This is a genomic window from Bacteroidota bacterium (assembly GCA_016715425.1).
In the GTDB taxonomy this organism is placed as follows: domain Bacteria; phylum Bacteroidota; class Bacteroidia; order Chitinophagales; family BACL12; genus JADKAC01.
Genome location: JADKAC010000008.1, coordinates 528,128 through 542,427 on the forward strand (window position 1 = coordinate 528,128; position 14,300 = coordinate 542,427).

Below are 14,300 nucleotides of genomic sequence, written 5' to 3' on the forward strand. Positions count from 1 at the left end.
CAACTGTCAACTGTCAACTGTCAATCTAATCGTATCCGTTAATTCTATCGCAAATCATTTATCGTAGGTTTTGTAATTGTAAGCTTTGTTTCATCTTCAAAGCGTAATACACGTACAGGATTTGGCAATAAAATATTATTCTTTTTACATGCTGCCCAAATTGCAACTAAGGTTTCATGCTGTGTCTGATAATAATCTGCCTGTCTGAATTTAGGTATCCATAATCGCACAATAAACCGAATTGTATTATCTGCAAAATCCGTCCAGTAAAATTCTACTTCTCTTGAATGATTGAAAATTACATTATTAAGAATTGCATTGCGCACCACTTGTTCTACTTGAATTAAATCAGAATTATAATCAACCCCTACACTTATTTCAATTCTTCTTTCACCGGAAAGCGTATAGTTTTCTAATGGATTATTCAACACCATTTTATTTGGAATCTTTGCTTGTATTCCATTGGTTTGAGTGATTGTTGTATTGCGTAAATTTATTTCATCTATAAATCCATTAAAGCCATTTGTTTCTACATAATCTCCAATGCGATATGCTTTTCGGGTAGTCATAATAATTCCAGAAATAGCACTCGTTAATGTATCCTGTAATGCAAGTCCTAATGCCAAACCTAAAATACCGGCACCCGCAAGTAGAGAGGTTACAGTTTTATCAAGGCCTAAAATCCCGAGTGAAACAAATATTCCTATTATTATAAAAGTAGTAGCAACAACGCCACCCATTATTCTTGATATTGCTGGATTTTCTGATTGCTTTTGCATCATCCGTTGTGTAAGTCGGCGCACATATCTGGATATAGCTATTATGAAAACTAAAAAGGCAAGTGCAAGTGCAAGGTTGGGCAACAGGTTAAGAATATTATCCGTCCATAATTGAAATTTTGAAACCTGTTCTTCAAAATTTTCCGGTATTTGTAATAACATAGAAATGATTTAAGTATTTTAATTGCAGATGGGATGTAATTTAAATAAAATGTATTTAATATATCGAGCAGAATAGAAATAATGTAAGTCAGACTTTATTTTTTCGACAAATATATTTTTAAAATCTTTTCTTACTCTGCACTCCCTCATCAATTGCTACCTTTACAATTATGAATAACGATCCAATCCGAACTGATAAAGCACCTGCACCGGTAGGCCTGTATCCGCATGCTCGCAAAGTGGGTAATTTGCTTTTTCTAAGCGGCATCGGGCCCAGAGAAGCGCAATCGGGAAATATTCCCGGTTTGAAATTAGATAAGAATGGAAATTTTATAAGCTTCGATTTTGAAGCACAATGTCATAGCGTTTTCCAAAATGTGAAAGCAGTATTGGAAGCCTCCGGTTCTTCATGGGATAAATTAATTGATGTAACCGTTTTTCTTACCAATATGCAGCGAGATTTCGATACTTATAATCGGATTTATGCAGAGTATTTTAAAGACAATCAACCTTGTCGTACCACTGTAGGAATTTCAACTTTACCAACTCCCATCGCCATCGAATTAAAATGTATAGCCATCATTGAATGATATTTAAAACGTCTCAACACCAGGTATCAATTGCACAGAATTTTATTGTAGGTAGTGGTAATCCATTACTCATTGCCGGCCCTTGTGTAATTGAAAATGAAATGCTTTGTTTAACTGTTGCCAAGGCGATGAAAGAAATTGCAGCAAGCACCGGATTTCAATATGTTTTTAAAGCTTCTTTCGATAAAGCAAACCGCACTTCTGCAAATTCTTTCAGAGGTGATGGTATTGCAAAAGGTTTAGAAGTGTTGCAAAAAATTAAAGATACTGTTGGCGTACCCGTATTAACAGATATTCATTTACCAGATCAGGCGGCGATAGTTGCAACAGTAGTGGATGTATTACAGATTCCCGCTTTTCTTTGTCGCCAAACAGATTTATTGTTGGCTGCCGGTGAAACGGGTAAAGCAGTAAATATTAAAAAAGGTCAGTTTATGGCGCCGGAGGATATGCAATATGCTGCCGAAAAAGTGCGCACTGCCGGAAACTTAAATGTGATGCTCACCGAAAGGGGTTCTTCTTTTGGCTATCATAATTTAGTAGTTGATATGCGCTCTCTTCCTGTTATGCGGCAATATGCCCCCATTATTTTTGATGTTACCCATTCGGTGCAAATGCCCGGTGGCGCAGGTGGTTCCAGCAGTGGAAGAAGAGAATTCGCTCCCTATCTTGCAAAGGCAGCAGCAGCAGCAGGAGTAGATGGATTTTTTATTGAAACCCACCCGAATCCTGAAAAAGCATTGAGCGACGGACCTAATATGATTCCGCTAAACGAAATGGAAAAATTACTTTCTCAACTGAAAAGAATTATGGAGGCTGCCAAGGATGAATAGCATTGACATCAAATTATTTTTATCCGATGTGGATGGTGTCATGACTGATGGTGGACTGTATTTCACCGAATCCGGCGATCAGTTCAAACGCTTTCATGTACATGATGGAATGGCCTTCGTGTTGCTGAAAGAAGCAGGAATAAAAACAGGAATAATTACTTCCGAAAATCTAAAGCTGGTGGAAATGCGAGCCAAAAGATTTCAACCAGACTACATCCACATGGGTGTTGGCTTTGCAGATAAATTAAAAGTGGCAAAAGAAATTTGTAAAACAGAAAACATCTCTCTCAGTCAGGTTGCCTACATCGGCGACGATATCAATTGTATGAATCTGTTAAAAGTAGTGGGATTTCCCGCCTGCCCAGCCAATGCAGTAGATGCCATACATAACCTCCCCGGAATTCTCCGACTAAAACGAAGTGGCGGTGAGGGCGCTGTGCGTGAGTTTGCAGATTTGATACTTAATGCGATTTAATGTGTAAATGAAAAAAGCGAAGGCTAATGGCGAAGGCGAAAGCTTATTTGGATTAAAATTGAAAATCAATAGTCCTTGGAAAGAGCATACTCATTATTGATTACTCATCACTGATTTACCATTTAGCATTTACCATTTACCATTTACCATTTATAATTCACCATTCACCATTCACCATTCACCATTAAATTATTCCTCTGCGAAAATCTGCGCTATCTGCGGGATTAACTTTTCTCCCGTTGATTTCACTGATTAACGCAGATGTGATATTTCTCCAAGGTTGGCGTCCCCGAGCGAATGTGCGAATGTGCGAATGTGAAAATGCACAAATGAAAAAAGGCGAAGGCGAAAGCTTATTTGGATTAAAATTGAAAATCAATAATCCTTGGAAAGAGCATACTCATTATTGATTACTCATCACTGACTTACCATTTAGCATTTACCATTTACCATTTACCATTTATAATTCACCATTCACCATTCACCATTTACCATTAAATTATTCCTCTGCGAAAATCTGCGCTATCTGCGGGATTAACTTTTCTCCCGTTGATTTCACTGATTAACGCAGATGTGATATTTCTCCAAGGTTGGCGTCCCCGAGCGAATGTGCGAATGTGCGAATGTGCGAATGTGAAAATGCACAAATGAAAAAAGGCGAAGGCGAAAGCTTATTTGGATTAAAATTGAAAATCAATAGTCCTTGGAAAGAGCATACTCATTATTGATTACTCATCACTGATTTTTAATTCACCATTCACCATTTACCATTAAATTATTCCTCTGCGAAAATCTGCGCTATCTGCGGGATTATTTCTCACCATCAAACCCGAAACTCTAATTTCCCCTCTGCGAAAATCTGCGCCATCTGCGGGATAAAAAAATCATATAACCACATAGATTCGCAGAGGAGGCATAGGTTTGATGTTACCGCAGGGTTCTCACCGTGGCCTTGTGCGGTTGCTGTGAAACCCTGCGAGAAAGAAAGAGCATACTCATTATTGATTACTCATCACTGATTTTTAATTTACCATTTACCATTTACCATTTAGCATTTAGCATTTACCATTTACTATTGACCATGACTATTGACCATTGACAAAAAAACTCATTACTCATTACTCATCACTGATTCATTGATGATTTTCATAGTTATTCAAAAAAAGCCATCGCCATTTGCCTTCGCCATTGCTTTTTTCCCCCTCTGCGAAAATCTGCGCCATCTGCGGGATTAACTTCTCACCGAGTAACTAATTTATTTCCTTCCTCTATTTCTTTTCTAAATATCCATTATCCCAATTAATATTTTTTTCAATTTGTAACCTGACAAACATCCGCAGTTTCTTCTGTTTAAATATAAATAACCATTGCCCTGCAACGCTTCAATCTAACATCTCAATTAATTTCATATACTATAATATAAATTTTGTTGGCCCATAATTGAAAAAATAGTTAGCAGATAATACCCAAGTCAAAAAACAGTCGAGTAACTTTGTTACTCATTCATGCTCGAGGCACTCATCACATCCAAAACTCGTATCAAATTACTGTTGAAGTTTTTTATCAATAGCGATTCCTCAGCCCATTTGCGGTCATTGGCGAAAGAGATGAATGAAAGTACCAACTCCGTAAGATTAGAACTCAATAAAATGTCGGAAGCCGGTTTATTGATTTCACATAATGAAGGCAAGACAATTCAATACGCCGCCAACGATAAACATCCCCTCTTCCCGGAATTAAAAAGCCTGGTAAGAAAATATTTAGGACTCGATAAACTTGTAGAGCAGCTTGTCCGCCGGTTAGGAGATGTGCGCTATGCCTTTATTGTCGGCGATTATGCGCAAGGAAAAGACAGTGGCACTATAGACCTGTTAATAGTGGGTAATGTAGACATCACTATGCTCAATTATCTTGTCGGCAAAACTGAATCCGTAATCCATCGCAAAGTAAAAACTGAGGTGATGAATTTAGATCAGTACAATAAAACAAAACCATCACTCAACAAATCGCAGACACTCTTAATATGGTCTGACGATTCAGTGATGTAGTTTTTTTCTTAATTACCCCCAGCTTTCTTAGACCTTGTAATGGGACTGAGGAGGCGAAGCTGTTTAAAATGGCTATTGGCTGTTGGCGGTTGGCGATTGGCTTTTGGCGGTTGGCTTTGTGAAGTATAAAAAGACAAGTTTATTTTGAGGAATTTTAGAGACTACTCTGTCTGGAAAAATAGTATTCAATTTGTGAATTCAATATATAATGAAATACATTCATTTCCTGAATCTGAAAAATATGCAATCATTTCACAAATCACTCGTGCTTCTATTTCTATTGCAAGCAATATTGCAGAAGGAACATCCAGAACCTCTGAAAAAGATTTTAATAGATTTATAGAGATGAGTATCGGATCTTCATTTGAAGTAGAAACATTGTTAGAAATATTACGAATGAGAAATTACTTAACTGAAGAAAAATATAATGAGTTAATTACAGCATTAAATATTATCCAGAAACAATTAAATGCGTTACACTCTAAATTAACAAGCAAACATTGATTAATAGCTATTGGCCGTTAGCCGTTGGCTCTGTAAGGTGGTCGGTTGATTGTAAATTATAATTTTGATTACTCAGTTTGAAGTATTGAATAGCAAATTTAATTTGAGAAATTTTCAAGAATATTCAGAGTGGAATAAATGAATAGCCAATAGCTAACAGCCAACAGCTAAAAAGCCAACCGCCAATTGCTAACGGCTAACAGCCAAAAAGCCAAAAGCCAACGGCCAATAGCCATTAAATTATTTCTCCCCATTTTAATAATCATCAATTAAAAAAAATGCCCACCATAAACGATAAAACCACAATCGCCATCATCGGACTCGGCTACGTAGGTCTGCCGCTTGCTGTTGAGTTTGGAAAAAAATATAAAACCATCGGCTACGATATTAATCGCAAGCGTATTGAAGAACTCAATGAAGGGAATGACCGCACGATGGAAATTACCAAGGAACATTTAAGTGCATCAACACATCTTACCCTCACTAACGATTTAAGTCCTGTTGGTGAATGCAACTTTTTTGTTGTAACCGTTCCAACACCTATTGATAAAAATAATAATCCCGACCTCACACCTGTATTAAGTGCCAGCAGAATGATTGGCAAGTTGTTGAAGAAAGGAGATATCGTCGTGTATGAATCAACAGTCTATCCCGGATGTACTGAGGAAGAATGTGTGCCCGTGTTAGAAAAAGAATCCGGATTAAAATTCAATACAGATTTTTATTGCGGCTATTCACCCGAAAGAATTAATCCCGGTGATAAAGAACATACCGTTACAAAAATTAAAAAAGTAACCAGCGGATCCACTCCCGAAATTGCAGATGTCGTTGACAATATATATGCCTCTATCATCATCGCCGGCACACATAAAGCACCGAGTATTAAAGTGGCGGAAGCAGCAAAGGTGATTGAAAATTCACAGCGTGATATCAATATTGCATTCGTCAATGAGTTGGCGAAAATTTTCAACCGCATGGGCATAGATACTCATGATGTTCTGGAAGCAGCAGGAACAAAATGGAATTTCTTAAAATTCAAACCCGGACTTGTCGGCGGACATTGCATTGGTGTTGACCCCTATTATCTTGCACAAAAAGCATCCAGTGTCGGCTATCATCCCGAAATAATTTTAGCAGGTCGCAGATTAAACGACAGCATGGGCGGATATGTAGCAAATGAAGTGGTGAAGCTGATGATCAGAAAAGATATTCAGATAAAAGGATCCAAGGCATTAATACTCGGAATAACATTCAAAGAAAATTGTCCTGACATACGAAATACAAGAGTGATTGATATTTATCATGAGCTGGATAGTTTTGGTTTATCGGTAGATGTGTATGATCCCTGGGCAGCGAAAGAAGAAGTGCAACACGAATACGGCATTGATATTTTATCCCAGTTAAATGGCGATAAGTATGATGTAATTGTGTTGGCTGTTGCGCATGATGATTTTAAGAAGATTGATTTTTCAAAAATTAAAAATGGCGAAGTGGTGGTGTTTGATATTAAAGGGGTTTTGGAGAAGGAAGTGGTGGATGGGAGACTTTGAGAGGGCGAAGGCTGATGGCGAAGGCGAAGGGAAAAGCTAAAGCGATGGCTGATGGCGATGGCGATGGCGAAAGCGAAGGCGATGGCTTAGTAAGTGGAAATTTTGGGTAACTAATAATAAATTGAAAAAGAAATATTGAAAGCTGAGAATTATTTGAATACTTGTAATGCGTAATTTTCGTGAGTATGAAATTTGGAAAAATGCAATTGAATTGGCCGATATAATTTATAGTATCACAGATAAGTTTCCGAGTGATCAAAAGTTTGGGCTCACTAATCAATTACAAAGATCTGTTGTTTCTATTTCCGCAAATATTGCTGAGGGTGCATCAAGAATTTCAGAAAAAGATTTTGCAAGATTTTTAGAAATAGCTCTCGGCTCAGCTTATGAAACAGAAAGTCATTTGGTAATTGCACAAAGAAGAAAATTTATAAGTGATGAAGCATTTAATGCTATCTCACAAGTTTTAATTCCACTAGAAAAACAGATAACACATTTGATAATGAAATTGCGCCACTAAAATGAATTACTCGCCATCAGCCATCGCCATCGCATTTTAGCCATCGCCATCAGCCATCGCCATCGCATTTTAGCCATCGCCATCAGCCATCGCCATCGCTTCTTCAAATAAACCTACTATGAATAATCCCCCTACCACCTTCGCCCTCATCGGCCTCGGCCACATCGGTAAACGACATGCTGAAATGATCGTCCGACAAGACAATGCTGAGCTCGTTGCTATCGCTGATATAAAAGATAAATCTGCTTTAAGTTTAGATGAATTTGATGTTCCCTTTTTTAATTCTTTAGATGCGATGTTGCAATCCGGAATTCCCATTGATGTAATAAATATTGCCACCCCCAATGGACTACATGCACAAATGGCTTTGCAGTGTCTCGAAGCAGGAAAACATATTGTCATCGAGAAACCAATGGCCCTCACAAAACACGAAGCAGAAGAAGTGATGCATAAAGCATTAGAGATGAATCGCTATGTGTTTGCTGTAATGCAGAACAGATATTCTCCTCCATCACGTTGGATAAAAGATATAGTGAGCAATGGCATCCTTGGAAAAATTTATATGGTTCAGGTAAACTGTTATTGGAATCGTGATGACCGTTATTATAAAAAAGGCAACTGGCACGGAACAAAAGATTTGGATGGCGGAACATTGTTTACACAGTTCTCACATTTTATAGATATTATGTATTGGTTGTTTGGTGATATAAAAAATATTCAAGCAAAATTTGCAGATCATAATCATGCTGAACTCACAGATTTTGAAGACAGTGGTTTCATCAGTTTTGATTTTATAAAAGGTGGTATGGGATGTATTAATTATTCTACTTCCGTATGGAATAAAAACCTCGAATCCAGCTTAACCATCATCGCAGAAAATGGCAGTATAAAAATTGGCGGACAATACATGAATGAAGTAGAGTATTGCCATATTAAAGATTATGAAATGCCCATCTTAGAACCCACAAATCCCGGTAATGATTATGGTGCGTATAAAGGATCTGCAGCCAATCATAATTTTGTAATTGAAAACGTAGTGCATGTAATTCAGAATAAAGGAAGAATAACTACAAATGCATTAGAAGGATTAAAAGTGGTGGATATTATTGAGAGGATTTATGGCGCAGGGGTGAGGGCAGAGGGCTTTGGGCGCAGGGTATAGTTTTGTATGAAAATGAATCACCAGTTGTTTTTTGTCAATGTTCTAAGTCAATGGTTAATTTTTTTTTTTGCCACCCGCCACCCCCAACCCCCTACCGCTAACCATTATTAAAAAAACATTTTCCTCCAATAATAAATAATGAGCGATTTTAGATTTGAGAATTTAGAAATCTGGAAAGAATCAATTTTGATTTCAAATATATTATTTGATAAAGCAGAAATTGCAGAGAAGATAAAGTATTACAGATTTGCCGAACAATTACGAGGTGCTGCTTTAAGCATTAGCAATAACATTGCGGAAGGTTCAGGTTCATTTTCTAAAAAAGATTTTGCATTGTTTTTAAATTTCGCAAGACGCTCAATATTCGAATGTGCCAATATACTTTTCATATTCGAATTAAGAAATATTATAACCAAAGAAGAAAGAGCAATTCTCTATTCACGACTTCTGATTTTAAGCAAGCAAATAACAAACTTTCGAAAATCCTTATTAACCTGAATAATCAAATGACTATAAATTTCATTACGACCTCTATCAAAACCCTGCGCCCTTTCACCTGCGCCATTCACCCTGCGCCCTCAGCCCTGCGCCCTTTCCCCTCCGCCCTGCGCCCTTTGCTCTCCGCCATTCACCCTTCGCCCTCAGCCCTGCGCCCTTTGCTCTCCGCCATTCACCCTTCGCCCTCAGCCCTGCGCCAACCATTTATTAATGCCTCACCTTCAAACTCCCATGCCTAAAATAAAAATCCTCCTCACCGGCTCCGCAGGATTCATCGGTTTCCATCTTGCACAATTATTAATCAAAGAAAATTATGAAGTTGTCGGATTAGATTCTATCAATGCATACTACGATATCAATTTAAAATACGGACGATTAAAAGAATGTGGTATTCAACAAGAAGAAATTACGTACGGAAAAATTATTCAAAGCACTACCTATAACAATTATAGATTTATTCAATTACAATTAGAAGATAAAGCAGCCTTAGAAAAATTATTTGCCGAAGAAAAATTTACGCACGTTTGCAATCTTGCTGCGCAGGCAGGTGTGCGGTATTCTCTTGAAAATCCCGATGCCTATATTTCAAGTAATGTTACCGGCTTCATGCATCTCCTCGAATGTTGCCGACATAATAATATTCAGCATTTAGTTTACGCAAGTACATCCAGTGTGTATGGTTTAAATACTGCTATGCCTTTATCAGAACATATGGCTGCCGATCATCCGATGACATTATATGCAGCAACTAAAAAAGCAAATGAAATGATGGCGCATTCTTACAGTCATTTATTTCAATTGCCCACAACAGGCTTGCGTTTTTTTACAGTATATGGCCCCTGGGGACGACCTGATATGGCGCTCTTTTTATTTACAGATGCCATCCTCAATGATAAACCGATCAACGTATTTAATTACGGCAATATGGTGCGTGATTTTACTTACGTTGCCGATATTGTAGAAAGTGTAAAACGCTGCATTTTTAAACCTGCAATTGCAAATGAAAATTGGGATAGCAATACTCCTGATCCATCATCCTCTTCTGCACCTTACCGCATTTTTAATATCGGTAATTCTACTCCCGTAAAACTCAATACATATATTGAAGCAGTAGAAAAAGCATTAGATAAAAAAGCAATTCAAAATCTATTGCCAATGCAACTTGGTGATGTGCCCGAAACAAATGCAGATGTAAATGAATTAATACAACATGTAAATTATAAACCGGCAACAAGTGTGGAAGATGGTGTGAAAAATTTTATTGATTGGTATAATACATACTATGGTATCTAAAACAAATAAAATATATATCGCCGGACATAAGGGTATGGTTGGTTCGGCGGTGTGGCGGGCATTGCAAAGTAAAAGCTATACAAATCTTATTGGCAGAACAAGTAAAGAATTGGATTTGCGAAATCAATCTGAGGTAAATACATTTTTTGAAAATGAAAAACCCGAAATTGTAATTGATGCTGCTGCAAGAGTGGGTGGAATTTTAGCAAACAATAATTATCCTTATCAATTCCTGATGGAGAATATGCAGATTCAAAATAATTTGTTGGATGCTGCTTTTCAAAATAATGTTTCCTCTTTTATTTTTCTCGGCAGCAGTTGTATCTATCCCAAACATGCAGCACAACCTATTACTGAAGATAGTCTCCTTACCGGTCCATTGGAACCGACCAATGAATGGTATGCTATTGCAAAAATTTCCGGTGTAAAAACATGTGAAGCAATTCGCAAACAATATGATAAATATTTTGTGAGTTTAATGCCGACAAATTTATATGGACCTTACGATAATTTCGATTTACAAACTTCGCATGTACTTCCTGCTATGTTGCGCAAATTTCATGATGCAAAAGTAAATGGCAATACTCCTGTTACGCTTTGGGGAACAGGCACACCTATGCGTGAATTCATGCATGTGGATGATCTTGCTTCTGCGGTAATTTTTGCATTGGAAAATAAGTTGCCCGATCATTTATATAATGCCGGAACCGGAACAGATTTAACCATTAAAGCTTTGGCGCTTCTCATTCAAAAAATTACAGGACATACCGGAGAAATTATTTGGGATGATACAAAACCCGATGGCACTCCCCGGAAATTATTAGCAGTAAATAAATTAAAAAATGCGGGTTGGTCTGCCGAAATACATTTAGAAAATGGATTGCAACAAACCTATAATTGGTTTCTTGAAAACCACAATCATTTGAAAGAAGTAAAAATATAATATGCAAAAATTTATTGTCTTCATGCATTGCACTTTTAAATTTCCACTATCATGAAAACTGCACTTATTACAGGTGTTACCGGACAGGATGGTGCTTACCTTGCTGAATTATTATTATCTAAGAATTATATCGTGCATGGTATAAAAAGAAGGGCATCATTAATTAATACACAACGCATTGATCATCTCTATCAGGATCCGCATGAACGTGATTTAAAATTTCAATTGCATTATGGCGACATGACGGACTCCATGAATCTCACCCGCATTATTCAGGAAACACAACCCGATGAAATTTATAATCTTGCAGCAATGAGCCATGTGCAGGTAAGTTTTGATACACCGGAATACACAGCCAATGCAGATGGTATCGGTACACTCCGTTTATTGGAAGCAGTACGTTTATTAGGCATGGAAAAAAAGACAAAAATGTATCAGGCTTCCACTTCCGAATTATATGGATTAGTACAGCAAACACCGCAAACAGAAACTACACCTTTCTATCCACGCTCTCCCTATGCAGTTGCTAAAATGTATGCGTATTGGATAACAGTAAATTATCGTGAAGCATATAATATGTTTGCATGCAATGGGATTTTATTTAATCATGAAAGCCCATTGCGAGGGGAAACATTTGTTACCCGAAAAATTACAAGAGCAGTAGCTGCAATTGCGTATGGCAAACAGGATTGTTTGTATATGGGAAATATAGATGCACAACGTGACTGGGGGCATGCAAAAGATTATGTGGATGCCATGTGGCGGATATTACAACAAGATGTTCCTGATGATTATGTTATTGCAACAGGAGTAACTACATCTGTACGTGAGTTTATCCGTATGGCATTTGCCGAAGCAGGTATGCAATTGAAATTTGAAGGTGAAGGTGTTGATGAAAAAGGTATTTTAGAAAGCATACAAACAGAAAAAACAATTGCACTTATCGGAGAAGAAAATACAAACCACTTACGCAAAAAATTAGGGAAGCAATTAATTAAAATTGACCCACGTTATTTCCGACCTACTGAAGTGGAATTATTAATTGGTGATGCCACAAAAGCAAAAACAAAATTGGGCTGGGTGCCGAAGTATGATTTGAAAATGCTGTGTAAGGAAATGGTAATTGCCGATTTTATATTTGAAAAAAATGAAAGCTGTATTACGTAATATACTCGAAAAATATTTTGCTTTTTTCTTATTTTTCTATCGTAGAATTGGATATAGGATTTTTATTGCTATCGGTCTTAGTTTGCTTGTAAGCATACTCGATGGTTTTGGCCTAGTAATGTTTGTCCCCTTGTTGCAAATTGTAAGCGGCGATGAAACAATGAGTTCTCAGAGTTTAGGTAATATGAGCTTTATTACAAATGGAATTAAAGCAACGGGTTTACCATTAAATCTGAATACAGTGCTCTTATTTCTTTGCTCATTCTTCATTTTAAAAGGAGTAGCAAAATTCATAAGTGGTTATTATAGTGTTTTAATACGACAATTTTTCATAAAAAAGGTACGACTTACATTATTAAATGATTTTAATAGTATTTCCTATAAGTATTTTGTACTATCTGATGCGGGGCGAATTCAGAATACGATGACAGGAGAAGCAGATCGTGTAATGCGAGCAAGTGTATTTTTTATGAAAACACTTGAGCAGATAATAATGGTAGGTGTATATATGGCATTAGCTTTTTTTGTGGATGCAAGATTTGCATTACTCGTAACTGTAGGTGGAATATTGACAAATTTTATTTTTAATTTCTTTTATAAACTTAGCAAAAAAGTTTCTACTCAGCTTACATCAAATATGCATGGGTTTCAGGGACTAGTAATTCAACTTATATCAAACTATAAATATCTTAAAGCAACAGGATTACTGAAAGCATATAGCAATATGTTGCAAAGAAGTGTAATAAAAATTGAATCAATTAATCGTAAAATTGGATTATATGGTACAGCTCTTGAATCAATACGGGAGCCCTTATTAATAATGATTATTGCATTTGTTATAATATTACAAACATCTGTTTTACATTCTCCACTAGGGCCAATTATTATCAGCTTATTATTTTTTTATAGAGCACTTACATCCCTAATGCTTATGCAAACATCTTGGAATTCATTCATTTTTGTCCGGTTCATTGGAAAATATTATCCAATTTCAGGAAGAATTACGGAAATCTAAAGTTGTTGATGGAGATATCTCAATAACAAAATTTAAAACAGCAATATCATTAAAAAATGTATGTTTTTCTTATGGGAACGTAGCTATTCTTAAAAATATTAATCTGAAAATTCATAAAAAGGAAACTGTTGCATTTGTTGGTGAAAGTGGAAGTGGAAAACAACACTTATAAGTTTAATTGCAGGCTTGCTCCTCCAGATAAAGGAGATTATTCTATTGATGGAATAGAAATAAAAGATTTGAATTTATCTCACTTCCAAAAGAAATTGGGATATATTACTCAGGAAGCGGTAATTTTTAATGATACTTTATTTAATAATATTACTTTCTGGGATGAGAAAACGGAAGAAAGTCTGAAACGATTTAATAAGGCGATAGAACAAGCATCAATTTATGAATTTGTAAATGCCCTACCTCTTAAAGAACAAAGTTTGCTTGGAAATAATGGAATTAATTTAAGCGGAGGACAACGTCAACGCATATCCATTGCCAGAGAGTTATATAAGGATATTGAAATATTAATTCTGGATGAAGCTACTTCTGCATTAGACAGTGAAACTGAAAAGGATGTACAGAATAGTATTAACTTATTAAAAGGTCAATACACAATTCTTATTGTGGCACATAGATTATCTACAGTAAAAAAAGCAGATAGGATCGTTTTAATGGATAAAGGAGAAATATTAAATGTGAATGCATTTAATCAACTCATTATTGATGAGCCTAAATTTAAGAGAATGGTTGAGCTGCAGGAAATTTAA

13 protein-coding genes and 1 pseudogene are annotated in these 14,300 nt (G+C 36.4%); 13 read left to right on the top strand and 1 reads right to left on the bottom strand.

From position 1 onward, the window contains the following. Nucleotides 1-44: 44 nt before the first annotated feature. Nucleotides 45-941: a mechanosensitive ion channel gene (locus IPN31_16305; GenBank protein ID MBK8683437.1), complete on the bottom strand. Its 897-nt coding sequence runs from the start codon at nt 939-941 to the stop codon at nt 45-47. Nucleotides 942-1,111: 170 nt separating this feature from the next. Between IPN31_16305 and IPN31_16310 the strand changes: the two genes are divergently transcribed. The 13 genes and pseudogenes from IPN31_16310 (at nt 1,112) to IPN31_16370 (ending at nt 14,300) form a co-directional block, all read left to right on the top strand. Beyond that, complete coding sequence (locus IPN31_16310) at nt 1,112-1,531, top strand: RidA family protein (GenBank protein ID MBK8683438.1); 420 nt, start codon at nt 1,112-1,114, stop codon at nt 1,529-1,531. Next, complete coding sequence (gene kdsA, locus IPN31_16315; GenBank protein ID MBK8683439.1) at nt 1,528-2,364, top strand: 3-deoxy-8-phosphooctulonate synthase; 837 nt, start codon at nt 1,528-1,530, stop codon at nt 2,362-2,364. Before IPN31_16310 ends, kdsA begins: the two co-directional genes overlap by 4 nt. Then, a complete protein-coding gene (locus IPN31_16320) occupies nt 2,357-2,839 on the top strand; it encodes an HAD hydrolase family protein (GenBank protein ID MBK8683440.1) in 483 nt (160 codons plus the stop codon). Before kdsA ends, IPN31_16320 begins: the two co-directional genes overlap by 8 nt. A 1,505-nt stretch (nt 2,840-4,344) precedes the next feature. Continuing rightward, nucleotides 4,345-4,887 carry an ArsR family transcriptional regulator gene (locus IPN31_16325; GenBank protein MBK8683441.1) on the top strand — a complete coding sequence of 181 codons (543 nt, stop codon included), beginning with the start codon at nt 4,345-4,347 and terminating at the stop codon, nt 4,885-4,887. 144 nt (nt 4,888-5,031) lie between these two features. Continuing rightward, nucleotides 5,032-5,391 (top strand): four helix bundle protein, encoded by a 360-nt coding sequence (locus IPN31_16330; GenBank protein ID MBK8683442.1) that lies wholly within the window; start codon nt 5,032-5,034, stop codon nt 5,389-5,391. Nucleotides 5,392-5,669: 278 nt separating this feature from the next. Then, nucleotides 5,670-6,941 carry a Vi polysaccharide biosynthesis UDP-N-acetylglucosamine C-6 dehydrogenase TviB gene (tviB, locus tag IPN31_16335; protein ID MBK8683443.1) on the top strand — a complete coding sequence of 424 codons (1,272 nt, stop codon included), beginning with the start codon at nt 5,670-5,672 and terminating at the stop codon, nt 6,939-6,941. A gap of 166 nt (nt 6,942-7,107) precedes the next feature. Then, on the top strand, nt 7,108-7,461 hold the full coding sequence (locus tag IPN31_16340) for a four helix bundle protein (GenBank protein ID MBK8683444.1): 354 nt from the start codon (nt 7,108-7,110) through the stop codon (nt 7,459-7,461). A 118-nt stretch (nt 7,462-7,579) separates the two neighbouring features. Next, complete coding sequence (locus IPN31_16345; protein ID MBK8683445.1) at nt 7,580-8,623, top strand: Gfo/Idh/MocA family oxidoreductase; 1,044 nt, start codon at nt 7,580-7,582, stop codon at nt 8,621-8,623. 138 nt (nt 8,624-8,761) lie between these two features. Further along, nucleotides 8,762-9,121, top strand: coding sequence for a four helix bundle protein (locus IPN31_16350; protein ID MBK8683446.1), 360 nt, complete (start codon nt 8,762-8,764; stop codon nt 9,119-9,121). 240 nt (nt 9,122-9,361) lie between these two features. Then, complete coding sequence (locus IPN31_16355; GenBank protein ID MBK8683447.1) at nt 9,362-10,414, top strand: NAD-dependent epimerase; 1,053 nt, start codon at nt 9,362-9,364, stop codon at nt 10,412-10,414. Next, nucleotides 10,404-11,357, top strand: a complete 954-nt coding sequence (locus tag IPN31_16360; protein ID MBK8683448.1) for a GDP-L-fucose synthase — start codon at nt 10,404-10,406, stop codon at nt 11,355-11,357. Before IPN31_16355 ends, IPN31_16360 begins: the two co-directional genes overlap by 11 nt. 51 nt (nt 11,358-11,408) lie before the next feature. After that, nucleotides 11,409-12,524: a GDP-mannose 4,6-dehydratase gene (gene gmd / locus IPN31_16365; GenBank protein MBK8683449.1), complete on the top strand. Its 1,116-nt coding sequence runs from the start codon at nt 11,409-11,411 to the stop codon at nt 12,522-12,524. Continuing rightward, nucleotides 12,505-14,300: pseudogene (locus IPN31_16370) on the top strand (ABC transporter ATP-binding protein). The gene gmd and the pseudogene IPN31_16370 overlap by 20 nt, the downstream one beginning before the upstream one ends.